At 40.9% G+C, this 26,638-nt stretch carries 17 protein-coding genes, 8 tRNA genes and 2 pseudogenes; 7 read left to right on the top strand and 20 right to left on the bottom strand.

The window, feature by feature from the left end; genetic code table 11:
* Positions 1 to 128: 128 nt before the first annotated feature.
* The 4 genes from M5F03_RS10825 to M5F03_RS10810 all read right to left on the bottom strand — a co-directional run bounded on the left by M5F03_RS10825 (position 129) and on the right by M5F03_RS10810 (position 6,654).
* Positions 129 to 1,604 carry an alanine/glycine:cation symporter family protein gene (locus tag M5F03_RS10825; RefSeq protein ID WP_180126246.1) on the bottom strand — a complete coding sequence of 492 codons (1,476 nt, stop codon included), beginning with the start codon at positions 1,602 to 1,604 and terminating at the stop codon, positions 129 to 131.
* Positions 1,605 to 1,667: 63 nt separating this feature from the next.
* A complete protein-coding gene (gene gltS / locus M5F03_RS10820; RefSeq protein ID WP_249708312.1) occupies positions 1,668 to 2,909 on the bottom strand; it encodes a sodium/glutamate symporter in 1,242 nt (413 codons plus the stop codon).
* Positions 2,910 to 3,537: 628 nt separating this feature from the next.
* A complete protein-coding gene (locus M5F03_RS10815) occupies positions 3,538 to 4,809 on the bottom strand; it encodes a DcaP family trimeric outer membrane transporter (protein WP_180107359.1) in 1,272 nt (423 codons plus the stop codon).
* A gap of 642 nt (positions 4,810 to 5,451) precedes the next feature.
* Complete coding sequence (locus M5F03_RS10810; RefSeq protein ID WP_249708311.1) at positions 5,452 to 6,654, bottom strand: multidrug effflux MFS transporter; 1,203 nt, start codon at positions 6,652 to 6,654, stop codon at positions 5,452 to 5,454.
* Between the two features lie 135 nt (positions 6,655 to 6,789).
* On the opposite strand from M5F03_RS10810, the gene yccS reads away from it, so the two are divergent.
* From yccS to M5F03_RS10790, 4 genes are all read left to right on the top strand, one after another.
* Positions 6,790 to 8,958 carry a YccS family putative transporter gene (yccS, locus tag M5F03_RS10805; RefSeq protein WP_078191437.1) on the top strand — a complete coding sequence of 723 codons (2,169 nt, stop codon included), beginning with the start codon at positions 6,790 to 6,792 and terminating at the stop codon, positions 8,956 to 8,958.
* 85 nt (positions 8,959 to 9,043) lie between these two features.
* On the top strand, positions 9,044 to 9,604 hold the full coding sequence (locus tag M5F03_RS10800; RefSeq protein ID WP_180110910.1) for a YcxB family protein: 561 nt from the start codon (positions 9,044 to 9,046) through the stop codon (positions 9,602 to 9,604).
* 189 nt (positions 9,605 to 9,793) lie between these two features.
* Entirely contained in the window at positions 9,794 to 12,496 is a 2,703-nt protein-coding gene (locus tag M5F03_RS10795) for a PepSY domain-containing protein (protein ID WP_249708310.1), read from the top strand.
* A 102-nt stretch (positions 12,497 to 12,598) separates the two neighbouring features.
* Positions 12,599 to 13,369 (top strand): YdcF family protein, encoded by a 771-nt coding sequence (locus M5F03_RS10790; RefSeq protein WP_249708309.1) that lies wholly within the window; start codon positions 12,599 to 12,601, stop codon positions 13,367 to 13,369.
* Positions 13,370 to 13,423: 54 nt separating this feature from the next.
* Here M5F03_RS10790 and M5F03_RS10785 read toward each other — a convergent pair whose 3' ends face one another.
* The 11 genes from M5F03_RS10785 to M5F03_RS10735 all read right to left on the bottom strand — a co-directional run bounded on the left by M5F03_RS10785 (position 13,424) and on the right by M5F03_RS10735 (position 16,247).
* Positions 13,424 to 13,885, bottom strand: a complete 462-nt coding sequence (locus M5F03_RS10785; RefSeq protein ID WP_180023173.1) for a DUF2750 domain-containing protein — start codon at positions 13,883 to 13,885, stop codon at positions 13,424 to 13,426.
* A 97-nt stretch (positions 13,886 to 13,982) separates the two neighbouring features.
* Positions 13,983 to 14,058: transfer RNA gene (locus tag M5F03_RS10780), tRNA-Val, on the bottom strand.
* A 98-nt stretch (positions 14,059 to 14,156) separates the two neighbouring features.
* Positions 14,157 to 14,233: transfer RNA gene (locus M5F03_RS10775), tRNA-Asp, on the bottom strand.
* Between the two features lie 44 nt (positions 14,234 to 14,277).
* Positions 14,278 to 14,353, bottom strand: a tRNA-Val gene (locus M5F03_RS10770).
* 31 nt (positions 14,354 to 14,384) lie between these two features.
* Positions 14,385 to 14,461, bottom strand: a tRNA-Asp gene (locus M5F03_RS10765).
* A 13-nt stretch (positions 14,462 to 14,474) separates the two neighbouring features.
* Positions 14,475 to 14,550: transfer RNA gene (locus M5F03_RS10760), tRNA-Val, on the bottom strand.
* 21 nt (positions 14,551 to 14,571) lie between these two features.
* Positions 14,572 to 14,648, bottom strand: a tRNA-Asp gene (locus M5F03_RS10755).
* A 47-nt stretch (positions 14,649 to 14,695) separates the two neighbouring features.
* Positions 14,696 to 14,772 (bottom strand) — tRNA-Asp (locus M5F03_RS10750).
* A 29-nt stretch (positions 14,773 to 14,801) separates the two neighbouring features.
* Positions 14,802 to 14,877 (bottom strand) — tRNA-Val (locus M5F03_RS10745).
* A gap of 448 nt (positions 14,878 to 15,325) precedes the next feature.
* Positions 15,326 to 15,820 (bottom strand): cell wall-recycling L,D-carboxypeptidase ElsL, encoded by a 495-nt coding sequence (elsL, locus tag M5F03_RS10740; protein ID WP_078192250.1) that lies wholly within the window; start codon positions 15,818 to 15,820, stop codon positions 15,326 to 15,328.
* Entirely contained in the window at positions 15,813 to 16,247 is a 435-nt protein-coding gene (locus M5F03_RS10735; RefSeq protein ID WP_249708308.1) for a YbaN family protein, read from the bottom strand. The genes elsL and M5F03_RS10735 overlap by 8 nt, the downstream gene beginning before the upstream one ends.
* Before the next feature lie 88 nt (positions 16,248 to 16,335).
* Here M5F03_RS10735 and M5F03_RS10730 point away from each other — a divergent pair, with 88 nt between their 5' ends.
* From M5F03_RS10730 to dapE, 3 genes are all read left to right on the top strand, one after another.
* A complete protein-coding gene (locus M5F03_RS10730; protein ID WP_249708307.1) occupies positions 16,336 to 17,199 on the top strand; it encodes a DUF1853 family protein in 864 nt (287 codons plus the stop codon).
* 154 nt (positions 17,200 to 17,353) lie between these two features.
* Entirely contained in the window at positions 17,354 to 17,503 is a 150-nt protein-coding gene (locus M5F03_RS10725; protein ID WP_078191053.1) for an entericidin A/B family lipoprotein, read from the top strand.
* Positions 17,504 to 17,625: 122 nt separating this feature from the next.
* A complete protein-coding gene (gene dapE / locus M5F03_RS10720) occupies positions 17,626 to 18,759 on the top strand; it encodes a succinyl-diaminopimelate desuccinylase (RefSeq protein WP_249708306.1) in 1,134 nt (377 codons plus the stop codon).
* Between the two features lie 69 nt (positions 18,760 to 18,828).
* Here the strand turns inward: dapE and M5F03_RS10715 are convergent, their stop codons facing one another.
* From M5F03_RS10715 to M5F03_RS10700, 5 genes and pseudogenes are all read right to left on the bottom strand, one after another.
* The gene (locus tag M5F03_RS10715; RefSeq protein ID WP_078192254.1) at positions 18,829 to 19,296 is read right to left on the bottom strand and encodes a hypothetical protein; all 468 of its coding nucleotides are present in this window, start codon (positions 19,294 to 19,296) and stop codon (positions 18,829 to 18,831) included.
* A 3-nt stretch (positions 19,297 to 19,299) separates the two neighbouring features.
* A pseudogene (locus M5F03_RS10710) lies at positions 19,300 to 23,184 on the bottom strand (hybrid sensor histidine kinase/response regulator); the annotation flags it as partial.
* Between the two features lie 89 nt (positions 23,185 to 23,273).
* A pseudogene (locus M5F03_RS16740) lies at positions 23,274 to 23,814 on the bottom strand (Hpt domain-containing protein); the annotation flags it as partial.
* A gap of 162 nt (positions 23,815 to 23,976) precedes the next feature.
* Positions 23,977 to 26,052, bottom strand: coding sequence for a methyl-accepting chemotaxis protein (locus M5F03_RS10705; protein WP_078192256.1), 2,076 nt, complete (start codon positions 26,050 to 26,052; stop codon positions 23,977 to 23,979).
* Between the two features lie 44 nt (positions 26,053 to 26,096).
* Positions 26,097 to 26,633, bottom strand: coding sequence for a chemotaxis protein CheW (locus M5F03_RS10700; protein ID WP_078191058.1), 537 nt, complete (start codon positions 26,631 to 26,633; stop codon positions 26,097 to 26,099).
* Between the last annotated feature and the right edge of the window lie 5 nt (positions 26,634 to 26,638).

Genomic DNA, 26,638 nt, shown 5'->3' with positions numbered 1-26,638 from the left:
ACATACAACCTAGAAAGTCATTGGCTGTCAAAATTTCAGTGTCTAGCAGAATTTCCACATCAAGATCCAAAACATCGTCTAGCAAAAAAAGCCCCGATAACGGAGCTTTTTAAAGTTAATTTTTGACTTTACCAAATATCGGAATTAACGCGATCCTTATATTTTGGATGTTCATCCATTTTAAATACTGGCTCTTTTACACCCCGTTTTAACTGTGAGGTGTAGTCTTTCATCAGCATCAATAAGAATGGCGTCAGCAATAAAATCGCAAAGAGGTTAATACTCGCCATCACGCCCATGAAGAGATCCGCTAAGTTCCAAATCAGTGGCACACTCATGATTGAGCCAAAGTACACCATCATGAGGACGACTACGCGGAATATAAACATGACCTTAGGATTGTTATTGATAAACTGCACATTACCTTCAGCATAAGCATAGTTACCGATTACTGAAGAATAAGCGAATAAGAACAAGATTATGGCAAGGAAGTCATCTCCCCATGCGCCAATCTGGCTTTCAAGCGCCATTTGCGTCAAAGCAACACCCTCAAAGCCTGCATTTTCATACAAGCCAGATGCCAAAATAATGATCGCCGTACAGGTACACACCACAAATGTATCGACAAAGACACCGAGCATCTGAACCAGGCCTTGATTGACCGGGTGTTTAACATCTGATGCTGCCGCAGCATTCGGAGCAGAACCCATACCCGCTTCGTTTGAGAATAATCCACGCTTAATGCCTTGCATCATCGCCATAGAAACCATAGCACCGAAGAAACCACCAGCCGCAGCATCAAACTCAAATGCTTTGCTGAATATTAACTGGAAGATATCAGGCAAGATTGCAAAGTTAGCAAAAGCGATATAGAGCGCGACTGCCAAATAAAGTAATGCCATAAATGGAACAAAACGTTCTGCCACTTTTGCAATACGCTTAATACCACCAAAAATAATCAGCGCTGTTATAAAGACAAGGAATAACCCTACCCATGAAATTTCAAAACTAAAACTGCCCAAACTCAATACTAGATTGGCTTTATCCCAACCCCAAGCATGTGAAGTTGCACCCGTAATGGCATTGGCTTGTACTGCATTAAACACAAAGCCATAGGTTGAAATCAGCGCAATGGCAAAAACCACACCCAACCACTTTTGCTTTAAGCCTTGCGTGATGTAATACGCTGGACCACCACGGAATTGCTGATTTTGCGTATCACGCACTTTAAAGAGCTGTGCAAGTGAAGACTCCACAAATGCAGAACTCATGCCTAAAAATGCGGTAAACCACATCCAGAACACTGCACCCGGCCCACCAATTGCAATCGCAATTGCAACACCTGCGACATTACCCACACCGACACGACTTGCCAGTCCAGTCACAAAGGCTTGGAATGGTGTAATCCCATGCTCATCATCGCCTTCTTTACGGCTAGATTTCATCACTTTAATACTATGAAAAAATAGACGAATCTGAACTGCACCAGTGATTAAGGTATAAAAAATACCAACCGCCACTAAAAATACGACTAAGAAATCCCAAAGCGGATCATTAAAAACTTTGACCCAGCTCATCAGGGTTTCGTTTAATTGTTCATTCATATTCAACCCTAGTTTTAAATGGTCAAAAGTATAAAAGGCTCTTTTTTGAAGAGCCTTTCTAAATTAAGCAAAGAATTTAAGAATTAATTGAATAACTGTTGCGTTAATCAAATCAACAAAAAATGCGCCACATAAAGGAACGATTAAGAAAGCCTTATGAGATGGACCATACATATTGGTAATGGCTTGCATATTTGCGACTGCGGTAGGTGTTGCCCCCATACCAAAACCACAATGACCCGCCGCTAAAACCGCAGCATCATAATTTTTGCCCATTACACGGAAAGTGATAAACGCAGCATAAAGTGCCATTGTTAATGTTTGGGCTCCCAAAATCACAACTAATGGTCCTGCAAGATCTGATAGCTGCCATAGTTTCAACGATAATAGTGCCATTGCTAAGTACAGTGATAATGAAGCATTACCAAATACATCAATTGCACGATCAAATATTTGTACGCGGAAAATACCTTCTAATACATTACGTAAAATGACACCACCAGCTAAAGCCCATACAAATGTCGGTAATTCAAACATCGTACCTTTACTGAAAGCCGTCATAAAATCAGCAAATGCTAAACAGCCAGCAAATAAGCCCAAAGTCGTAATTGCATTATCTGCGGTAATTAAACGAACACGATGTGGATATTCAAAAGGTACATATTCTGTTGAATTAATATCAGCTAGTGGTGTGTTATCACTACGCTCAATTTGCTCATTCGTGCGCGGAGTTGCTAGGCTATAACGATTAATTAGCAACTTAGCTAATGGTCCACCAATAATACCACCAATGATTAAACCAAAAGTTGCACTTGCCATACCTAAAGCTAATGCACCTTGTATACCGTGTTCAACTTCAAGAATTTCACCCCATGCACCAGCTGTACCATGACCACCTGTCAACGTAATTGAACCTGCAATCAAACCAATCAGTGGATCAATACCCAATAAAGTGGCAAGACTGATACCAACGACATCCTGCACAACAATGAAAGAAGCAACGGCTACCAGAAAAATAACAAGACCAATTCCACCTTCTTTCAATTTGGCAAAGTTTGCGCTTAAACCAATGGATGCGAAGAAAATCAGCATAAAACTGGTTTGTAATTCACTACTCGTAGTAATGCTATAACCCCAAATGCTATGTACAACCAATGAAATTATTGCAGCAACCAAACCACCAGCTACGGGCTCAGGAATATTGTAACGCCTCAAAAAACTGATTTTATTTACCAGAAAACGTCCTAATAAAAGAACGATCACCGCCGCAATTAAGGTATAAAATGCGTTAAAGCTAAATTCCATAATAATTTGTCCAAAATGGTTAGAATATTTATTAGTCCAATTAATAGAAATTAGTAGCGTTTATTAATTAAAATACAATTCCAATTTGTAAATTTAACCAATAAATCAGGCTACCAGCTATTCATTGCCAATCATAAATATTCATCATCTGATTCAAATATGTATGCCTGAGTTAAAAGAAGTGAAAACTCAATTCGACAAAACAAATCCATAAAAGCAGTTCATGCTTACTAAACCAACACTTACCACAATATTCACATCATAGATGAAATACATAAAATCAAATGCTGATTAGAAAAGTCGCACATTATGCGTGGAGAACAGAGAAATTTCATTAAATTTAATTACAAAAAGTTTTATTTACTATAATTTAAAGTTATATCTATTTGTTTTTACTAAAATGTATTCGCATTTTTTATCTATATAAAATATTAAAGATTTGAACATGATGCCCATGTAAGACGTGGTTAAATGAATGCTTTAACCTGTACGACATCATGACTCAGGCGATTTAGTGAGTCCATCTACTTAGTACTGTGAGTTCATTTGCGTTGAAAAATCTCCTGTTTCAACAAAAAAGCCTGAACTGAGTCAGGCTTTTTTGATTGATTAGATCAGTAGTTTGAGCTTAGAAGCTATATTTAGCCATTAAGCCAACGCGGTCATCGTTATAAGATTCACCCGCAAAGTTTTTGCGTTTACCGTTCACATATTCTAAGCCAAGTTCAACTGGTTTTACAGGTGCGTAAATAAAGTTAATCCAAGCTTGCTGTGCTTCTTCATTCGCATTTGAGTTAGATGCATCTTTCGCATACGCGCTGCCATCATCCGCAAATAGCGCACCGTAAGCTAAAGTCGAACGTAGTTTTTCATTAAACTTATAAGTTGCACCCACTTGTACAGCAGTGAATTTGTTTTGCTCGATGTTGCCATCTACAACAGAGTAAGCCGAGTTAGAACCATATAAATAGTTGCTGTTGCCTTCTGTATACGAAACATCACCATTCAATTTCAATTGATCAGTCACTGCATAAGATGCACCCGCTGCTACACCCCAAGCTGTTTCAGTATCATCCGCAGCTTTAGATTTGTAGTTTTCAACCAATGCACGAGCTGAAGCGCTACCTTTACCTGCGGCAAAACTTTGAGTCACTTTGGCAGTTAAGTTTGGAAGGCGATACGTCGGATCTGCAGCAACAGTCCCTTTACTATCCCCTTCTTCCGCAGAAACAAATAATTGAGTATCTGGAGCTAACTTGTAGTTATAACGAACTTGAGGAATACGTGTAGTACCACCACCCAAGTTTGTATTGAAATCAATCATTTCTGGTGCATGGTTAGACAAGAAGTTAGATGTCGTTTGACCAAATAACCAGTTGTTAAAGGTTAAGTAACCATGACGTAGACGAATAGTTTCGCCACTTCCATTGAAATCGACCTCGATTTTACCGCCCACTTTATCATCACCACCGACGGGTGCTGTAAAATCTAAACCAAAACGTGTGGTTTTTGCAGTTGCACGAAGTTTATCTCGTGCTTCTTCTTTAGACGTATGTACGTTGTTAAAGTCGTTATCCGCACCTTCAATAATGTAGTTCGCATCACCACGAACAAAACCGTAAAGACTTACATCTGCACCTGTTTTAGATTTTAAGCTTGCAGCTGGAGTAGCTGGTTGCGGTGGTGGTGCAACAGGACGCGCTTTAACTTGCTGAATCTCTGTTTGTTGCTGTTGTTGAACTTGCTGCTGCGCTTTAATCAAACTTTTCAGTTCTGCAACTTCTGCACGTAATTGTTCAATTTCAGAAGTATTGCTGCCTGCATGAGCCATTGATACCGTTGCCAAACTCATGGCAACAACAAGGGTTTTCATTGGGTGGAATACAGTTTGAGTTTTCATCCTAAGCTCTCTATTGTCCTGTCATTGTTGTATACCCTAAATCCGGGTGCTTTGTTATTCAGCTATTTGAGCGGACAAATTTCATGCTGCATATCCGTGCTTTAGTCGCATTAAAACCTTAACTTGTAGCCCCCAATAACGAAATACTTGAAAGCAAAAAGCACGAAACCTGAATCCATTACTGAAAATAGACTGAAATATTTAGTTAAAATTCGGACTTAGCCGATTCAGATGGCAAAAAATCTCAATATTCATACCTTAAAGGTAAAAACCCATACCCTGTAGGTATGCAATAAAAACTATAAAATCCGACATATTACCGATAGAGACATTCACAATGTATTTATCCAGCATAACGTAATGTATTTAATGCGAATAATACTTATTTAATAATTATTCTATTTCCTTAGATTAAGACAACAATGATGCGCAGTTTCATTAATTATTTTCAAGTGGATGATTTCTTAGATATAAGTTTCGAGAAAATAGAAACTGACCTCACAATGGGAAAATAGCACAATCATTCATCGTTATGATGATGAACATTTATAATGAATGACACACATATTTCATCAAAAATATATGGACATTGATGACTGACGTTTAAGTCAAACCAGCTAAACGTCTTCACCCTCATTCAGTTCACCCCATGGCTGAAGCTCTTAAACTACGCATGGTGAACATTGCAACAACCACAAATAGAAGCATAATCAGGGCCATATTGATCAGCGCTGACCATACTAAAAAGTTCAAAAACACTCCAGCCAATAGACCACAGGCAAATTGCATACTTCCCATGATTGCACTGGCTGTGCCAGCTCGTGAGCCTTGTTCAGACATCGCCAAAGCCATCGCATTTGGCCCAGTGAAGCCAATTGATGCAACACATAAGAACATGCCCAACATTACAACAACGATAGATGAAAGATAAAATAGCCCCGCCGCCAATAAGATCAGCACACCACACAATTGAAGTGCATTACCCAATTGCAAACGATGGCGAACATCCAGTCGATTTGCAAGTTTCTTGTTGAGGGTCGAAAACACCATAATCCCTAAAGCATTCGCACCAAATACATAAGCAAATTGCTGTTGGCTCAGACCATAACCATCCATTAAAATGGCAGATGAGCCACTGATATAACAAAATAAAATTGCGCCAGAAAAACAGCCTGTGAGCATCGGTTTACGGAAGGTTTCGTCTTGCAAAATCGCACCATATAAACCAAAGACTTGTTTTAAACTTAAGTTTAAGCGCCGCTCAACAGGGAGGGTTTCTTGAAAGAAAAAATGTACGCAGAAAAGACAAAAAATACCGACAAGTACCAATACCGCAAATATGTATTGCCATTCAAACACCTGTAACACCCACGCGCCTAAAGTAGGTGCAATGATTGGTGCAATTGTTGTCACGATCATCATACTCGCAAAGGCTTGAGCAGAAGCTTGCATACTTAAGCGATCACGAATTGCAGCACGGGCAATCACCACACCGACACAGCCACCCAACGCTTGCAAAACACGAGCCGCGATCAAGCTCCATTCACTATTGGCAAAGACACACAGAAAACTGGCACAAATATATAAAACCAAACCGAAATATAGCGGTGTTTTACGCCCAATACGGTCGCTGACTGGCCCATAAATTAACTGCCCAATCGCCAAACCCAAGAAATACGCAGGAAGACTATTGGCCACTTGTTGCGTTGTGACACCAAAATCATCGGCCATTTGAGGTAAAGCAGGCAAATACATATCGATTGAAAGTGGCCCCAAAGCAGTCAGCAACGCCAATAAGACGATCCAGCGTTGAGAAAATTCCTTTTGTGATTCGACGCTTTTCATAAGAATAATTCATTTATTGCAAGCAAGTTTTGCAGACAAGTTTACACTGCACATAGTATTATTTCTTGGCTTCAATGTGAAAATTCACACGATACACATTGCTTACTGCCCCATCGCTTTAGCAAAGGAAAAATTTTGAACGCCTGGCTCGCACGACTGAAACAAGCAACCTATAACACGACCTTTATGTATAACTTGCGCATGGTCATTGCCTTCGCAGGAACAGCCTTTGTCCCATATTTTTTAGATCAGCAATTAATGACCATTCCCCTCACCTTGGGTGTGGTTGCCGCTGGTCTAAGTGATATCGATGACCGCTTTTCAGTCCGTGTGCTCAATCAAATTTATACCTATATCGGGTTCTTTGTTACTGCGGTATCCATTTATCTGTTGTTCCCGCATCCGATCTTATTTGCATTGGGGCTGATTGTGTCTTGTATCGGTTGGATTCTTTTGGGTTCATTAGGTCGTCGCTACGCCACCATTTCTTATGGCTGTCTGGTGATCTCCGTGTATTCCATGCTAGGGGTCGAACTTTTTGAAAATTGGTATACACAAGCAGGTTTATTGGTCATCGGTGCGATGTGGTATGGACTGCTTTCGACTTTGAGCTTTCTACTGTTTCCTGTACGTCAAGTTCAGGACAAATTGGCCCAAAGCTATTCGTCTCTAGGTGACTTCTTATTTGCAAAATCTAACTTGTTTGATGTCGATATGACACCGGAAAGTTACCAGCAAAGTTTGATTGAGCTGTCGCTCGAAAATGGCAAATTAATTGGCATTTTCAACGATATGAAAACGGCCTTATTAACGCGTTTAAAAGGCGACCGTGGACAAAAAGATACACGTCGTAGCCTACAATATTATTTTGTCGCGCAAGACATTCATGAACGTGCCGATTCCGCGCATATTGATTATCAAAAATTGACCCGTATTTTTGAACATAGTGATATTTTATTTCGCTTTCAACGTGTGCTTTCGATTCAAGGTAAAGCCTGTAAAGATTTAAGTATCAGCATCTTACAGCGAAAACCTTATCATCATAATCAACGTTTTAAACATGCGTTCCACAATCTAAAATTGTCACTCGAAAAGCTGCGTGAAGAGCAAAAATACGATGAGGTCTGGATCAACTCTTTATTTGCTTTATACCAAAACCTAAAAGGCATCGATGCGCAATTACGTAATGTCGAAACCGAGCGTTATATTGACCGACAAGCCCTGATTGAAAATCGTTTAAAAGATGATGATTTAAAAGGTTGGGACGACATCGTCATTCGATTCAAACAACATTTGAGCCCTGAATCGGTGCTGTTCCGTCATGCTGTGCGTTTATCGACCGTGTTATTTATTGGTTATATTTTTGTCCAAGTGACCAATATCAGTTATGGCTATTGGATTTTATTGACTGCCCTGTTTGTCAGCCAGCCGAACTTTAACGCCACCAAGCGCCGCCTCTATTTACGTATCATTGGCACCTTGGTCGGAATTATTTTAGGTTATGCGATTTTATATTTTGTTCCTTCTGTCGAAGGTCAGTTACTGCTACTCATTTTAAGTGGCGTGCTGTTTTTTGAATTACGCAGTAAGCAATATGCACAAGCCACTGCATTTATTACCATTTTGGCGCTGATCAACTTTAACTTAGATGGAATGGGTTTTGCCGCAGCAATGCCGCGTATGATTGATACACTGATTGGTTGTGCCTTGGCATGGTTTGGTGTGAGTTTCATTTTCCCAGATTGGAAATTCCGTCGCCTGCCTCGGACCATCAGCCGTTCTATTCAAGCGCAGTGTGATTATTTGGCCGAAGTGGTTGAACAATACAAATCTGGTCGTAATAACGGCTTGAATTATCGTGTGGTCCGTCGTGCAGCCCATAATACCGATGCAGAAGTAGCTTCACTGATTTCCACCTTAGCTACCGAACCCGATACCGATCCGACTCAAAAAGCTTTAGCCTTTGAGTTTTTGTGCCTCAATCATACCTTTATTAGTTATATCGCAGCCTTGGGTGCGCATCGTGAAAAAATTCAAGATCAACAGGTCTTAACCTTATTGGATAAAGCCACGGATGACATTCAAGGTGCATTACTACGTGACGAAGTGCCGGACTTAACGGCGCAAAATATGTTGCAAGAAATCCGTCAGCGTTTGTCACAAAACAGTGAGGAAGATCAAAAATCCTTGATTGTGCTACAACAGCTTTCTTTGATGTTTAACGTGTTGAACCAATTTAGCCAATTGAAACAAAATCTCAGTCATGAGCATGATCAGGCATCGACTGAACTGGCTTCGCTATAATTTGGATGATTTTGGAACAATATACTCACTGAATTGGTATAAATAATGCTAAACTTTTTACAGTTTTAAATCTGTTACTTTCACTATGACCGCAAAAAATTTATACGCCTACACGCTAGAGCCAGTGGCTTATGAAATTTCTGAAGCAGAACAACGTTATGCTCAACTTGTTCTGTCTCGCAGTAACTTCAAAATTGGCAAAAAAGCATGGCTAATTATGGGTGCAATTCTTGCACTGGCACTCTTGGGCCTCATCTTTATTAAGAACTATTCAACAGTATTTTGCTGGGTAGCTATTGTCTGTGTCGTGATTTACTTCCTTGTGCGTAAATTCGGAATCGAATGGTATGCGAAACGCAAACTGAACGAAGTCCCTGTTCAAGAAATTAAAGGCATCCGTATGGGTGTCCAGCCGCATGGGATCTCTATGCAGCAACGTATGGGCGCAAACATGGGGACGATGACTGTCGGTTGGAAAGACATTCATGAATGGTATGACACCAAAGACTTCATCCTTTTGAACTTTAAAGTAAAGGGTCAAGACGGCGCATACATCTTGCCTAAACGTATGGATAGCAAGAAGTTTCCATTTTCGACCATTCGTAAACATTTAAATGAAACTGTAGGCCCTGCTAAACCAATTTAAGCCTAACAGACATTTGTGTATAAAAAGCCTCCTCTCTTTGGAGGTTTTTTTTATGTGTTTAATTTTTGAATAATTATTGATAATTACAATAATGAGAATGAATATTACTTACTTTTTCCACATTCTCGACTAAATCATCGTTTATAATTCGTCGCAATTCAGCAACCTTTTATCAATATTAAATTCATCATGTTTAAGAAAACCCTTTTCCAGATTCACTGGTTCTTGGGGATTAGTGCCGGCTTAATACTCTCACTCATGGGGGTTACAGGTGCCATTTATTCCTATGAACAGCAAATACTTAAAGCAATCAATCAGGACAGTTATGTGGTTCAGGCTCAACAGCAGCCTAAACTAACCCCTGCTGAGCTTTATCAGCACTTTAGTCAGTCTGATCCTGACATGAAAATTAATAGCATCTCTATTGCCTCAGATGCGACCACCTCAAGTACCGTGAATATTGTCAAAGAAGGTGCTCGTCGTGGCTATAACATGATGGTTAACCCCTATACAGCCGAAGTTTTACCTGAAATTAAAGGTCAAAAATTCTTCCAGTTTGTACAACAGCTACACCGTAATTTAACTGTTGGCCCTGTTGGTAAACAAATTACCGGCGCATGTACACTGATGCTGATTTATTTTGTATTGAGTGGTTTGTATCTGCGTTGGCCAAAAAGACATTCTGTAAAACAATGGCTTGCAGTAAAACCGAAGCTCAAAGGACGTAATTTCCTATGGGATTTACATGCAGTCGTCGGCACATGGGTGATTGTTTTTTATCTCATTTTGGCATGTACAGGTCTGTACTGGTCTTATGATTGGTGGCGTAATGGCATGTTTAAAGTCATGGGCGTTGAACGTCCACAGCCCCAATTGCAAGAAGGTCCAAAAACGAATGGACAACCTGCTGAACATGCGGGCGAAAAGCAAAGCGCTGAAAAACAAGCCACTGAAGCAGGACAAACTCGTGGTGAACACCAAGCACGTTCTGAAAGAAACCCTGCAACGTCGAGTCCCTCTGAACACGGCTCTCAAGAAAACAAACATGGTGCTGAAGGTCGCGGAGAAAAACGTGGTCTAAAACCAGAACAAGTGAATATTGCCCTTACCCAAAGTTGGAATGGCTTTAATCAAAATATTGGTCGTGAATACTCAAGTGTCACTTTTAATATTCCGAAAAAAGCCAATGGTGAATTAGAAATTAACTTTGTGGATGCCGTCCCTCAACATGAACGTGCTCGCAACAAAGCGACTTATAACTACAAAACGTCTGCTCTTACCGATATCGAGTTATACGAAGATAAAAAGCTAAATGAAAAAATCATGACCAGCATGTTGCCTGTACATCGCGGTAGTTTCTTCGGACCGATTTATCAGTTCTTTGTGGTTATTGCATCCCTCATGATGCCGCTGTTCTTTGTCACAGGATGGATGCTCTATCTCAAACGTCGTAAACAGAAAAAACTGACACAGCAAGCCCGTCAAAGCTTAGCACCAGTTACCATCGACCCAAATGCACAGCCTTGGTTAATTTGCTATGCATCACAAACAGGTCAGTCTGAACAATTGGCATGGCGTACAGCAACAAGCTTACAAGAGGCTCGTCAGCCTGTCACAGTGAAAGCTGTTCAGCAACTTTCTGCTGATGACTTAACGCAAGCCGCTCAGGTTTTATTTGTTGCAAGTACTTATGGCACTGGCGAAGCACCTGACCTCGCTTCAAGCTTTGAACGTAAACTGATGACACAAAGCCTCGATTTGAGTCATGTTCAGTTTGCCGTATTAGCTTTAGGTTCAGAAGAATATCCTGATACTTTCTGTAGCTTTGGTCATGCGATTCATCGCTGGATGCAAAGTAATGCTGCGAAGCCCCTGTTTGACACAATTGAAGTCAATAATGGCGACACCCAAGCCATTCAAGCATGGAATAGCGCTTTAGCCAAAGCGACTAAACTTGAACTTCAGCACATGCAAATTGAAAAAACTTTTGATGCATGGACATTGACCAAACGTGATCTACTCAACCCGAACAGTTTAGGTGCCCCTGCATTTAATATTGAGTTAAAACCTCAACATGAAGCCAACTGGCAAGCGGGTGATATTGCAGAGATTCAGCCGGGTAATAGTGCTGAACGTATTGCAAACTTCATGCAAAAGTACCAAATTCAAAGTCAGCAAGTGGTTGATTCTACTCAGCAACGCATTGAAGATGCATTATGGGATCGTAACCTAAATACGGATGTTGAACCATTTGCCAATCTTGATCATTTGCTCGAACAGCTTCCACCGCTTCCAACTCGCGAATACTCCATTGCCAGTATTCCAAGTCAGCAAGTATTACGCTTAGTGGTACGTCAGCAGTCCAATGCGGATGGTGAGCTTGGTTTAGGCTCTGGTTGGTTAACACAACATGCAGCGATCAACAGCACACTACAACTGCGTATTCGTACCAATGAATCATTCCATCTGATTGCAGATAATCGTCCTGTGATTTGTATTGGTAACGGTACAGGTATTGCAGGTTTACTCAGTCTTTTACATGCACGCGTTCGTCAAGACTATACGCAAAACTGGCTGATTTTTGGTGAGCGTCAACGCGCACATGATTTCTTCTATCAAGACATCATTGAAGCATGGCAAAACACAGGCTTAGTTCAACGCATAGATCTCACCTTCTCTCGTGATCAAGCGGAGAAACGCTATGTGCATCATGAGCTACGTGACCATGCGACCTTATTAAAATCATGGGTAGAACAAGGTGCCGTGATCTACGTTTGCGGTAGTATCAACGGTATGGCAACGGACGTTGACCACGCACTGATTGATATATTAGGTGAAGACGTTGTTGCTGAACTGCGTCAAGCTGGGCGCTACCGCCGTGATGTTTATTAATAAGATGTTTACTCATAAATAGTCCCAACTCAAAACCAGACCTCGTGTCTGGTTTTTTTTCGCTATACTTAGGCAAATACGGATACTGCTTTAATTTTTTGAATGAAAAGAATACTACTGCTTTGTGTAGGCTTGCTGCTCTGCGTAGATGCCATTTGGTTACTTACATTAGATAAAATTCATTTAGGCATCCTTTTACCCTTAGTCATTGGGTGTATTTTTCTTTTATCTGGACTATTTGCAACGCAAATCCACAATATTTTAGATCAATACCCTAAACTCAAAAGGCTCTGGCGTGCTACATGGTGGTTGTTTTGGCTTTGGCTATTGAGCCTTTTACTGTTTTTTGCGTATTTACACTTCAATAGCCAGCAATCCAAGCCATTTACTTCCGTCCAAGCCATCATCGTTTTGGGTAGTGGTATTGAAAATGGTCAACCCTCTCCGACCTTAAAGGCGCGTCTCGATGCCGCAGCACCGTATGCCTTGCAACAACCCAATACTATTATGATCATGACGGGTGGTTTAGGCTTTAATGAAAAAATGACCGAATCTTCCGTCATGAAACGCTATTTACTTCAACACTATGACATTTCAGCGGCAGGCATATATGAAGAAAGTAAAAGTACCAGTACAGAACTCAACCTGATCAATAGTAAAAAGATTTTAAAACAACATCAGATTTCTCTTGATGCCCCCATTGCGATTGCCAGTAGTGACTTTCACCTTCCACGTGCAAAAGCAATTGCACGAAAGTTAGGCTATACACAGGTGTATACCATTGCAGCGCCTACACCGCTGTACATCCGCTACAACTCTTGGCTACGAGAATATTTTGCCTTTTTGAGCGGTTTTGTACTCAATGAATATTAAAAAAAGCCCTTGTTTGATCAGTAAACAAGGGCTTTTTATGCTGTAAATAAACCATTAATTTAAACGAATGTTACGTGGCAAAGGAATTTTAAGGTTTTCAAAGATTTCTGGGCGCTGTTGATAGACTTGATATAAATAATTTTTAATATCTAACAGCATCTTTTCAGGCGCAACCAAAATATTTTGTCCTTCTGGGGTCAAATCTAAAGATACCGTAGTGCTCTCGCTGCGTAAAAACGGAATGACTTTTTCGATAAAGTCTTTTAATGAAATTTCCTGAATTTCATAATTGGACCAATTGTCTTTAATTAATAAACGTGCCAAACCACGATTTTGCCAAATGGCGAAGGAACGCTGACCTGTAGGTGTCGCACAAAGTGCCCAACCATCTTGATATAACGCAATCACGCCACCTTGAGCGACCATATTTTCAATAAATTGTTTATAGGTTTCTTGAGGATTGTAATTTGTAGTTTGAGTTTTAGACGCTGCCTTGCGCTGATATGGATTTCTCATAGATCACATACAATATTAAAATTATTATAGAGCGGATTCTATGTAAATCAGAAAATTTAGGCAAGCTTTTGGGGAAAGAAGTTTCTATAGAAGAATATGGTGGGCGCTGACGGGATCGAACCGCCGACATTCTGCTTGTAAGGCAGACGCTCTACCAACTGAGCTAAGCGCCCTGAGCGAAGAGTAACAAAGCGAAGCTTTGTCTGAGCGCAAGAGAAAAATCGAAGATTTTTCTAAAGGCATTCTCTTGAACAGAGATTTTTAAGATAAATGGCGCAGCGGACGGGACTCGAACCCGCGACCCCCGGCGTGACAGGCCGGTATTCTAACCAACTGAACTACCGCTGCATCACGTAGTTTCTTTCGAAACACAACCTATATCTTAAAAGATATGGTGGGCGCTGACGGGATCGAACCGCCGACATTCTGCTTGTAAGGCAGACGCTCTACCAACTGAGCTAAGCGCCCTTAAAGGGTACAACAATTATATTCTTTGTAATGGCGCAGCGGACGGGACTCGAACCCGCGACCCCCGGCGTGACAGGCCGGTATTCTAACCAACTGAACTACCGCTGCATCGCAAAAAATATGGTGGGCGCTGACGGGATCGAACCGCCGACATTCTGCTTGTAAGGCAGACGCTCTACCAACTGAGCTAAGCGCCCTCAAAAGGTCTATCATGTAAATGGCGCAGCGGACGGGACTCGAACCCGCGACCCCCGGCGTGACAGGCCGGTATTCTAACCAACTGAACTACCGCTGCACTTACACAATGTCGCTATTGTGGTTCAAACGAATTAAGATTTAAAGTGGCGCAGCGGACGGGACTCGAACCCGCGACCCCCGGCGTGACAGGCCGGTATTCTAACCAACTGAACTACCGCTGCACTCTAAATATCTTAACACTGAAAAGGCTTGGTGGGCGCTGACGGGATCGAACCGCCGACATTCTGCTTGTAAGGCAGACGCTCTACCAACTGAGCTAAGCGCCCTTTTCAAAACATGTTCATCGTTTGATGAGGTGCATTATAGAGAATCCTCACGGTCTGTCAAACGCTTTTCTAACTCTTTTGCACTTTTTCTGTTTGAGTGATTAAAAAATAAGTTATATTGCGGAAAAATCAGTATTTTTGAACATTTTTTAGCTATAAACCTGTAAATTTATTACTAAAAATATGACTTATATTCTGCATCATTCACATAAAAAACAGTTTTTCGCGTGGACTCATAACTAATCATTCAGCGAACCGACGATTAATTCATCACATACACTACATTCTAAAACACCACAGTGTACAAAATACATTCAAACACGATTTTCTGTTAGTTTGCGTGTATTACTTCTGACAAAAAACGCCTTTCAAACTCACTTTAATTCTTCAAACCATGGTTTGATGTCATGAACTTCGGCTTTCATGGCTTGTGCTTTTAACGACGTGTTCAATGTTCAGTGATGTAAACCAGCGCATTTAATGGAATCAATTGATAAAGTTCTACAACATCGCTGTTTCGCATGCGAATACAACCATGTGACATCGGTATACCCATAGGCTCTCTATCTGGTGTGCCATGGATATAAATATAACGTTGATAAGTATCACAGCCCTCACCTGCATTAAAGCCGGGTTCTAAACCACTGAGCCATAATATTCGAGATAAAATCCAATCCCGATCAGGGTGTGATGCAGCAAGTTGCTCGTCGTAAACCTCTCCGGTCCACTGACGTGCTTTAAAAACTGCATTTTGAGGTTGTTGTCCACCAAACTTTTCAGCCACTTGATGCCAGCCTCGTGGCGTCTTGCCACTATTTTCCTGCTCACCAATGCCATTTTTACCCGATGAAATGAGATAAAATTTATTTAGCTTCGGCAAAGTTAAAGTTTGATCTTTTAAGTTAATCAGGATATCTGCTTGATCTTGGGTATATTCAGACATGCTCTTGCTCTTTCTGCTTATCTTTATCTTGTGGTTTAGTCTGCGGCGAATGTTCAATAGTCCTAATCTTATTTGGCTCTGGTCGTGTCCATAACCAAATGCCAACAATCAACATGGTTAAGTCAGTGAAAATCTTGACGGCAATCGGTGCTGATGTAAAAAGCATAATCAGACCACTCACCAACATCATGATCGATGCAAACCATTTTGCTTTGCGTGGGACTGTGCCATTTTCGCGCCAACCGCGTAAGGTTGGCCCATATTTAGGATGATTCAACAACCAAGCATCCATTTGAGGCCAACCTTTTGAAGCCGCCCATGCAGCTAATATTAAGAAGACTGTCGTGGGCATTCCCGGCAATAAAGCCCCTATAAAGCCTAAAATGACAAAGACAACCACTAAGCTTCGCCAAAACAACGTCTTCATACCGCTACCCTGAACTTTCAATTCAGGTAGTATAAGATGTTTTTAACAATTATCCGTTGTTATTCTGCATTATTCGAAAGGTTTCAATATGGCTGTAGCCCCGACAACGTCGTCTTATTTTGAGCCATGGTTGCAATTTAAACAGCCCTTAGTTCGCCAATTGGCTTTCTGTATTGCTAGCCCAAATATTCTGCAGCAAATTCCCAATGAACTCGAAATCCGCTATCCCTTTCATTTTCATCCAAACGAGCTTTGGCATAAATATTTTGAAGCCTACCTTCCCCGTTTAAAACAACTCGAACAACACCCAAGTGAATTAGTAGAATTTTTACAAAAATTAAAAAGTACTCGCCTTGGTTTACGTTTCGAAATGTTTATATGGTTTTGGCTTCTCGATCACCCATACCATCCCTACCAGTTACTCGGACATAGCATTCAAAAAATTGACGGCCCTCGTACAGTAGGTGAACTCGACTTTGTTTTAAAAAATACTGAAAGTGGTGAAGTTGAACATTGGGAAGTGGCTTTAAAATACTATCTAGCAGAGCGCGATTTTCAATTACCCTATTGGTATGGCTTAAATCGTAGTGATACTTTGGCTCGAAAGCTTAATCATTTTACCCAAAAACAATTCCAATTTGATGAAGCACTTGGGCAGCAGATTCAACAACGTTATTGCGTTTTAAAGGGTCAATTATATTTACCTATTCAGTGTACCAACACATTGCCAAACTGGGTCAATCCTGCGCGTAGAATAGGTCAATGGGGACATGTCATTCCGTCCATAAGTCAAGGTTTCTATCGCCTACAACGACATGAATGGATCTGCGTACAGCAGCAACCCACAAGTAAAACTGCACATTGGTGGACAGATGGTTTATATAAAAAGGACAGCGATGAAAGCTATTATATGTATAGATTACCACGCTTAATTTTGCCTCAAACAATTTAAGACTCAATGCACCATTTAGTAGAAATTTACATTTATTTACTCAACCACCGTAAAAACCACCTACTGTTTGATACGGCTATTTTTTAATCTAAATCTCACAACAGAATAATTTAGTCTTCTAAAAATTATTCTTTCATAATGGAGATTACATTCAATGAAAAAAATTTTAGCTGCATCACTTATGGTTGCTTTCGTACTGACAGGTTGTAATACAGTAAAAGGTGTTGGTAAAGACGTATCTAAAGCTGGAGATGCTGTAACCAATACTGCTGAGAAAACTTCGGAAGAAATTCGACGCAATTAATTTCTTTCCCAAGAATTTATAAAAGAGCCCTATTTTTTAAATAGGGTTTTTTCACGTCTAAATTTCCCTTCGCTTGTCGATTCGCCTATTATATTGCGACATTTTTGACTTCTGTATTTAGCATGACCTCAACAGCAACTCTTGATCTCAGCCTAGAATTACTGCGCCAACCTTCGGTAACACCGATTGACCATACCTGCCAGAACATTATGGCGGAACGTTTAGCCAAGATTGGCTTTAACATTGAAAATATGCGTTTTGATGATGTAGATAATCTTTGGGCACGTAAAGGGACTGAAGCACCAGTATTTTGCTTTGCAGGTCATACTGATGTAGTACCTACGGGTAACTTGGATGCATGGGGTTCTGACCCATTTATTCCTGAAATTCGCGACGGTAAACTGTATGGTCGTGGCAGCGCAGATATGAAAACAGCGTTGGCAGCTATGGTTGTAGCTTCAGAACGTTTCGTTGCAAAGCATCCAAATCATAAAGGTTCGATTGCCTTTCTCATTACTTCTGACGAAGAAGGCCCTTCGATCAACGGGACAGTCAAAGTTGTTGAAACTTTAGAAGCGCGTAATGAAAAAATGACGTGGTGTTTGGTGGGTGAGCCATCTAGCACCAACACACTCGGCGATATTGTTAAAAATGGTCGTCGTGGTTCGCTAAATGCCAATTTAACGGTTAAAGGTAAACAAGGGCATGTTGCTTACCCACATCTAGCAATAAACCCAATCCATACTGCGTCAAAAGCACTGGCTGAACTTTGCGATACCGTGTGGGACAATGGTAACGAATACTTCCCTGCAACGTCGTTCCAAATTTCCAATATCAATGCCGGTACAGGTGCAACCAACGTTATTCCGGGCACGATGAATCTACTGTTTAACTTCCGTTATTCAACTGAAGTAACGGCAGATGAACTCAAAGCACGTACCTTGGAAATTCTAGATCGTCATGGCGTTGAATATGACATCACATGGACGTTATCTGGTTTGCCATTCCTAACCCCTGTAGGTGAATTAGTGAATGCCGCACGTGATGCCATTCGAGAAGTTACTGGGACTGAAACTGAACTTTCGACCAGTGGTGGTACTTCTGATGGTCGATTCATTGCGCCTACAGGTGCGCAGGTGCTTGAACTGGGTGTTTTAAATGCCACGATTCACCAAATCAATGAACATGTCAATGTGGAAGAATTGGAGCCACTTTCTGAAATTTACGAAAAGATTTTAGAAAACCTGTTGGCTTAAATATTCCCTGCATAGTCAAAAAAAAGGAACTCCATTGAGTTCCTTTTTTTATATCGCGTTTTGCAAATATTAAGCTGCTTGAAGCCCAATACTGTTTTGAATATTAGCTAAATTTGGAATATGAAATACCTGATCGGCCATGCGTACATATTGGAAAATATTGGCGTCTTTCACAGCTTTTTCTTCATCAACCACTTCAGAAATACGCAGACGAATGGTTTTCGGCATTTCATTACACATCAGTGCAAAACGCTGCCCAACATCATCACCTTCAATCACCAAAGCCACACCCTGATTTTTGGCAGGATCATTGACTGAGAAAACAGGCAATTTCAATTCATGCCATTCAACAAAAGGAACCTTGGTTGCACTATCGAGCGCTGATAGCACAATATTTTGTGGCAACAACATTGGCTCTTTACCATGACAATCAATGATATATGCATCGATAAACCCGGTAGATACCGTAATGAGATGTTGCAGTTCCTGTTGATCAATTTTATCGCTGACAATCTGAGAAACAGTATTTTGGCTCATAGATTACCCCTGCTTTTCTGCAATTAAAGCTTCAATATTGGCAAGCAATTCAGCTTCTTGGAATGGTTTACCCATATAGTGAGTCACACCTAAGCTAAATGCACGCTCACGATGTTTTTCACCTGTACGTGATGTAATCATAATGATTGGCAGCTCACGGTGAATGTCATGGTGACGAACTAAGTTTGTCACTTCGAAACCATCCATACGTGGCATTTCAATATCGAGTAGCATCAAGTCTGGACGGACATTTTCAAGCTGTTCAATTGCATCCACACCATCTTTCGCTGTCACAATGTCATAACCTTGACGTTCAAGTAAGCGTGAAGTCACTTTACGTACAGTTACCGAGTCATCGACAATCATCACTAAACGACGCGCATTGGCTTGACGGCCCAAATCACGCTGTTCAGCTGAATGTTTAACACGCTGCGTAGTTTGAATTTGACGTGCAATATTTTGCCCATCCAAAATCAAACATACATGACCATCACCTAGAATCGTGGCACCTGCAATCGCGGCTACACTGGTAAATTGTTGACCAATTGGTTTCACCACGATTTGAGAACGTGAACCCACCAGCTGATCGACCAATAAAGCAATGGTTTGACCACTGTTGCCTTTAATTAGTAGTACAGGCAATGAATGGCCGACATTATTTAAACGTGGAATTGGCTGATTACCCACAAACTCTGATAGATAACGTAGTTTGTAATTGGTGTTGTCAATTTTAAACACGTCATCCTTACTATTGAAGTAAGTTTCGAGTGCCGTAGGTGCAATACGGACAATACGTTCAATTTGCGCTAATGAAATCGCATATTGCTGATCGCCCGCTTTCACCATCAAGGCATCGCTGACCGCTACTGTGGTTGGTACACGAATGGTAAAGGTCGTCCCTTTACCTAACTCAGACTCAACGGAAACATGACCACCCAAGGCTTTAATTTCACTTTGCACCACATCCAGACCAACACCACGACCCGAAATTTGCGTTACCGATTGTGCCGTTGAGAAACCTGGATGGAAGATCAATTGCAAGATTTCTTGTTTATCGAGGAACTGATCCGCTTTGATTAAACCAAGTTTTAAGGCTTTGTCTTTAATTTTGGTTTCATCAATCCCTTTACCATCATCACTGAAAGACACCAGTACATCAGTACCCTGACGACTAATGTTCAAGACGATGCTACCTACTTCTGGCTTTTTTAAAGCCAAACGGTCAGCAGTATCTTCTAAACCATGGTCGACCGCATTACGCAGCATATGTTCAAATGGTGTCACCAAACGCTCTAAGATCGTACGGTCCAATTCACCTTCTGTATTTTGAACAATCAATTCTGCAGGACGGTTCAAGGTCGAAGAGGTTTGACGCACAATACGTTGTAAACGTGGTAACAAACGATCAAATGGCACCAAACGGGTACGCATCAGACTTTCTTGAATTTCTGACTGAATACGTGATTGTTGTAATAACAAACCTTCCGCATCACGGATTTTTTCTGCCAAAGTACTCTTGAAGTCAACCAAATCCGACGCAGATTCGGCTAGAGATTTTGACAATTGGTTAATCGATGAATATTGGTCCATCTCCAATGGGTCGAAATCCGCATAGCGTGAATTTTCAGAACCATGTTTGGCAATAATTTGTGACTCAAGCTCACCATCCATTCGACGTAACTGGTCAGCAAGTCGCTTAATTGCTAACTCCATTTCATTCAAGGTATTGCCTAGCTGACCTAAGTCCATCTCAATACGTGAACGGTTAATCGAGTTCTCGCCTGATAAGTCAATCATCTTCTCGACGAGATCAGCCGAGATACGAATCATCTCATTACTGTTATCAGAAGAATTAGCTTCAGACCATTCACCCAACATAGATGGAGGTTCAACACCATCACCTTGAATAAATTCAAAGCCTTTACTGACAATACCTTGTTCTAATTCTGCAACACGGTTTGGCAATTGAACCGTAACATCCACATACTGAATGGATTCTAAGCTCAATTTGATGCTGTCAAAATTACTATAGTCATGGTTGAAGATTGCTTCTTTTAACCATGCCAACGTCGTTTTGAGTAAGCCGTCATATGCATTTGAGTTGAAATGATGAACCGCAAAATGCTCAAACGTCGTCTCAAGTTGATACGCAATTGCGGCAACAGGTTCATTTTCAACCATACGCGCACCACCCTTAATACTGTGGGCAGCACGTTGTAATTGAAGCAATACGTTACGGTCACTACGTTGTTCAGTCCATTGATTTAATAATTGAACGGCTTGTTCAAGAATTTCCTCAGACTCTTCAAGGAAGGTTTCTTCCATGACCGAACGTAGATCATCATCTGGATGCTCAACATGTTCAGCAACCGCATGTTCAAGATGTTCAACAGCGGACTCAGTGTGAGCAGTCGTTTGAGCTTCAACCACTGCTTCTGCAGTGTCTTCAGCAGCGTCCATCGGCTCTGACACCGACACATCTGGCTCTACTGTAGCTTGTAGAGTTTCAGCTGAAATAGGAGCCGAAGCCAATGCAACAGGTTCTGAACGCTCTCCTGCCACAATTGACTGAATATTCTTAAGAATATCGATCACATTATTCGCTGGGTAGTCGATCCCTTGGTCACGAATGGTTTGAATACGATCTGAAATATCATCCTGCACCAAACGAATAATTTGAATTAACGCAGGCGTAATCGAAATTTGCTGACGAATAATGCGCTCATAAATCGACTCCAATTCATGCGAAATTAAACCCACATGAGACGCGGCAATCATATTTGCACCACCTTTTAGGGTATGCAAATAGCGCATTAAATTATTCAAAGCTGAAGTATTGGTCTGATCACGTGTCCAAGTACTGAGGTCTTGATCAATCCCCACCAATAATTCTTCTGCCTCTTCAATAAAGATCCCTAAAAGATCTTCATCAAAGTCATTATTCGCATCCGCCGCTTGCATCTGTTGATGATCAAGTTGAATACGCTGACTTAATTGTGCAAAGTCTACTGCTGTTGTATTTGCAACAGCGGCTTTATCTTCTACTGTGGCAACAGGTTCAGCAACTACATGGGCTTCTGGTGTTGTCGTCGCTGCAACTGCTTCAATGTCTTGTTGAACAAATGCAGTCAGCTCATTTAAGAAACGCTGAACCTCTTCACTTAACACTACACGCTGACCCGCAGCTAAAGTGTCAAATAAGTGAATGAACTCTTGATGTGCTTGCGCAAATAACTCATAACCATAATCAGCATGGAGTAATTCAGGCTTTTCAATTAAAGACTGATACGCTGCACGCAGTTGAGTTGTGAAATCATGTATTCCAACAGACGCACGATTATCCGTATGTTCAATCAACTCTAAAGCTTGCTGACTGAGCTGTTGAATATAGTCAGGGAATTCAGCAAGGGCACGTTTATCAAACTCAAATTCAGCATCTAATAACTGATCAATATTTAATTCGATTAGTTTAGAAACCAAACCTTGCGGATTATCTTCAGGCGCCAATTGATCTTGGCTAGCAAAACCATAATCATCCCAAGCAGCTTTGAAGGTTTCATAAATAGATGCAAGATTTGCCTTACCCCCTGAACGCAGCACGTGTAAATAATCACGAACAAATTCAGCATATTGAATCAATAAAGCAGTTTCTTTCGAGCTCGATACGATTTCGTCTTGTAATAAGGTTTTGAATAAGTTTTCAACTTTTGAACTGGCTTCAAAAATCTCTTCGATTTGCGCCATCGACGAACTACCACGCAAGGTGTGTAGCGCGCGAATCAAACCATTATAATCTTGTGATTTACTGTCATCAGATTGGAGGAACTGATCAATCGTTTGTAGATGTTCTTCAGCTTCTTCAATAAAAATGCTCACTGTCTCTTCGACCAGAGATGCATCTGCATCCACTTGTTCAGGAGCAGGTTCTGATTCAACAACCGCATCAATCGTGTTTTCAAGCACTTCTACAGGTGCTGTAGCTTCAACATCAGTCAGTTCTAAACCAGTGACACCATCTTCAGATTTTAATTGATCTGCCAGTTTTAATAATTCTTCGAGTGCAGGCTCAAGGCTAATATTTTGTTGTAATTGTTGCCCCATTAAAACCAATGGACGTAAGTCAACATCCAATTCGGCAACATTTTTAAACCGTGGATAGAGCTTATATTGATAAACATTTAAAACTGTTTGTGCAAACTTTTGAACGGTCGGCGTTAACTGTACTGAACCCGCAATGACACGGTTCAGCGTATCTTCAACTGCCCATGCAGTTTCACCCGCCGATTTTGCCCCGACCATACGACCTGAACCTTTCAGGGTATGGAAATGACGACGAATCGTCGTTAAAGTCTCTTTATCTTGTGGATTTTCCAACCAAGTTGTAAATAAACCCGCCAGTTCTTCAAAGATTTCTTCTATTTCTTCAACAAAAATCTCTAAAATTTCTGCATCTTGATCAAGATAACTATCTTCAGGAAGCGTAGTTGTTTCAACTAAATTTTTTAATATTTCTTTCATAGCTAAGGCTTCTTATGTTTTGCCACCAAGAAGGTTGCTCAAACTTAATTGTAACCATCACCTAAGACTTAACTGTGACGTTAAGTTCACCTTATCGATGTGTTATCTGTAATCGGTGCAGTACCCTAGCCGCAGCTAAGGTACTACAGGTTTGCGCCTGACTTACTCTGGGAGTTTAAAGTCAGATACAGATTCACGTAATGATTCAGCCATATTCGCCAATTCAGATACCGAACGTGCAGTATCAAATGTTGCACTGGTAGTTTGCGAGGTAATTTCTTGTACAACGTTCATCGTTGTCGCAATATGACCAGCTGAAGCAGACTGAAGTTTTGCAGCATCAGAAATGTTTGCAATCAGTTTCGCCAAGTTACCCGATACAGACTGAATTTCATCTAGTGCTACGCCGGCATCTTTAGACAAGTTCGCACCACGTACAACTTCCGAAGTCGTTTGTTCCATTGAAATTACGGCTTCGTTAGTATCCGTTTGAATGGTTTTTACCAAACCTTCAATCTGTTTGGTTGCAGACGCTGAACGTTCCGCAAGACGCTGTACCTCATCCGCTACCACGGCGAAACCACGACCTGCTTCACCCGCCATTGACGCCTGAATTGCTGCGTTTAATGCCAAAATGTTTGTTTGGTCGGCAATATCGTTAATCAATGCGACAATGTTACCAATCTCTTGAGAAGACTCACCTAGACGTTTAATACGTTTTGAAGTTTCCTGAATCTGTTCACGAATCGTATCCATACCTTCAATTGAACGGTTTACGACATCTGCGCCGTTTGCAGCAATTTGTACAGAACGTTCTGCTACGACAGCTGATTCTTCAGCGTTCGAAGATACTTGGTCAATCGACATTGCCATTTCGTTAATCGCGGCAGATGCACCAGCAATCTCTTGCGCCTGATGTTCAGATGCTTCTGCAAGCTGGTTGGTAATACCCTGCGTATTGGCGGTATATTGCGCAACTTCTTGAGAAGTTTCTGTAATACGCGATACAAGGTCACGTAATTGGTCGATTGCGAAGTTAATCGAGTCGGCAATCGCACCAGTAAAGTCTTCAGATACCGTCGCATACGAACGTAAGTCACCGTCTGCAAGATCGGCAATTTCATCGAGTAAACGTAAAATCGCGTTCTGGTTACGGTCATATTCTTCTTGAAGACGGGTTACACGGAATTTATCCGATTGACCACGTAAAGAAAGAAGTTTGAACACACAGATCAAGAAGGCTGTTAAAGCAAGAATCAACAGTACCGCAGGTAAAATGGTTTTCAAGCCTGTGCTAGAAGACAATTGATTTAAGTTGTCCAACAATTTGTCTGACTCAGCAAAAATTTGTGAAGATGCTTTACGTACGTTCACAATTTGCGTTGAGTTTTTCAAAATTGTCGCAGCCGCTGATTTTAATACATCGTCATATTCAGCTTTAATGCCTTCAAGTGACTCACGTAATTCAGGGCTTTCAATACGTTGTACACCAAGCTCTGTACTACCATCCAATTGGGCATTTAAGTACAAACCGAAGGTTTCAGTATCGGCACTAAAGTCATCTGCAGACTCACGTGAGCTATCAGAACCTGAAAGCACCGAACTGATCGAACGTAAAATACGTTCTGCAATGAATACTTGGTTTTTCGCAATCACCACCTGGTTCGAAGGCATGTCTTGACGTGCCATTTGGTCGACCATCAAGTTATATTCCGCCTGAATCCCCGGAATGGTTTCACCAATCGCGATGTTCGTGTCATATAATTTATTAATGATTTTTTGTTGCGAAGTAATCAAGTCAATACTTTTTGAAACCTCAGCCCACTGCGTATCTACAGATTTCAGCGCATCTGTATTTGCATGAATGTCTTTTACAGTTTCTAAGTTTTCTTTGAACGAATCTTGAGAGGCAATTAATTTTTTCATTGCATCTTCAGTACCTGATGCAGTTGCCTCAGTTGCTTGACGCGAAATTGTTTGCGAAAGAAGACGGAGCTCACCCAAACTTTGCGTTAATTGGTTACCGCGAGGAACGCTATAGAATAGGTATAATAAAATAATCGTTGCCAGTACTAATGAACCAATCGCACCATAAATAAATGGTTTGGATTTTTCACTATCACCAAAAACTCGAGATAATTGATCTGTCTGTGATTGCAGTTTTGCCAGAAAAGCATTACCGCCTTTACGACCACTGGTGCTTTCACCCGTATTTTTCTTTTTAAGTTTAAAGCCCATTCAGCTTCTCCCCGATTACGCCTTCTTTCGTTCGTGCGCGACAATTAATTTATAAATTTTATAGATGCGTTCATGTATTTTGGATTTTGCAGTAAACGACTGAAGAGAAATACATTCCACTGCTGGTTATGCTGGTGGAAATACCCCTGACAATATTCCTGCAAATTTCGATCCAACTCATTATGTTTAGAAAAATAACTTTTCTTATTAAAGTGTTGAATACCCAAAACTTGATCGACTACCAAACCGACATAATGGTCATTATGACTAATACATAAAACTTTTTGAGTGGGTGAAAAACTACTTCGATGACCGGTTATATATTGTGCTAGGTCAGACAAAGAAAGTAAGCGTCCCCGAATATTGGCTAATCCCATCACCCAAGGTTGGGTATTGGGAACTGGCGTATATTTTGGTGGGTAGATCACTTCAGCTACTTCACCTAAAGGAGCAACGTAATATTGCCCCATCATCTCAAAAGCAATGCCTGACCATCGGTTTACTTCATTTTCAGTGGAAACGTAGTTTTTGTTTCCTCGTTTTGCGATTCGAAGTAATTCGATAAATCCATTTGCTGCCATAGAGC

The organism is Acinetobacter amyesii, assembly GCF_023499985.1.
Lineage (GTDB): Bacteria > Pseudomonadota > Gammaproteobacteria > Pseudomonadales > Moraxellaceae > Acinetobacter > Acinetobacter amyesii.
This window is presented reverse-complemented; position numbering and strand designations above follow the sequence as displayed.

Bases quoted from the DNA above. Each gene is read 5' to 3' on its own strand.
- M5F03_RS10825 (WP_180126246.1), bottom strand. From the start codon at position 1,604: ATGAATGAACAATTAAACGAAACCCTGATGAGCTGGGTCAAAGTTTTT.
- gltS (WP_249708312.1), bottom strand. From the start codon at position 2,909: ATGGAATTTAGCTTTAACGCATTTTATACCTTAATTGCGGCGGTGATC.
- M5F03_RS10815 (WP_180107359.1), bottom strand. From the start codon at position 4,809: ATGAAAACTCAAACTGTATTCCACCCAATGAAAACCCTTGTTGTTGCC.
- M5F03_RS10810 (WP_249708311.1), bottom strand. From the start codon at position 6,654: ATGAAAAGCGTCGAATCACAAAAGGAATTTTCTCAACGCTGGATCGTC.
- M5F03_RS10800 (WP_180110910.1), top strand. From the start codon at position 9,044: ATGACCGCAAAAAATTTATACGCCTACACGCTAGAGCCAGTGGCTTAT.
- M5F03_RS10795 (WP_249708310.1), top strand. From the start codon at position 9,794: ATGTTTAAGAAAACCCTTTTCCAGATTCACTGGTTCTTGGGGATTAGT.
- M5F03_RS10790 (WP_249708309.1), top strand. From the start codon at position 12,599: ATGAAAAGAATACTACTGCTTTGTGTAGGCTTGCTGCTCTGCGTAGAT.
- M5F03_RS10785 (WP_180023173.1), bottom strand. From the start codon at position 13,885: ATGAGAAATCCATATCAGCGCAAGGCAGCGTCTAAAACTCAAACTACA.
- elsL (WP_078192250.1), bottom strand. From the start codon at position 15,820: ATGTCTGAATATACCCAAGATCAAGCAGATATCCTGATTAACTTAAAA.
- M5F03_RS10735 (WP_249708308.1), bottom strand. From the start codon at position 16,247: ATGAAGACGTTGTTTTGGCGAAGCTTAGTGGTTGTCTTTGTCATTTTA.
- M5F03_RS10730 (WP_249708307.1), top strand. From the start codon at position 16,336: ATGGCTGTAGCCCCGACAACGTCGTCTTATTTTGAGCCATGGTTGCAA.
- M5F03_RS10725 (WP_078191053.1), top strand. From the start codon at position 17,354: ATGAAAAAAATTTTAGCTGCATCACTTATGGTTGCTTTCGTACTGACA.
- dapE (WP_249708306.1), top strand. From the start codon at position 17,626: ATGACCTCAACAGCAACTCTTGATCTCAGCCTAGAATTACTGCGCCAA.
- M5F03_RS10715 (WP_078192254.1), bottom strand. From the start codon at position 19,296: ATGAGCCAAAATACTGTTTCTCAGATTGTCAGCGATAAAATTGATCAA.
- M5F03_RS10705 (WP_078192256.1), bottom strand. From the start codon at position 26,052: ATGGGCTTTAAACTTAAAAAGAAAAATACGGGTGAAAGCACCAGTGGT.
- M5F03_RS10700 (WP_078191058.1), bottom strand. From the start codon at position 26,633: ATGGCAGCAAATGGATTTATCGAATTACTTCGAATCGCAAAACGAGGA.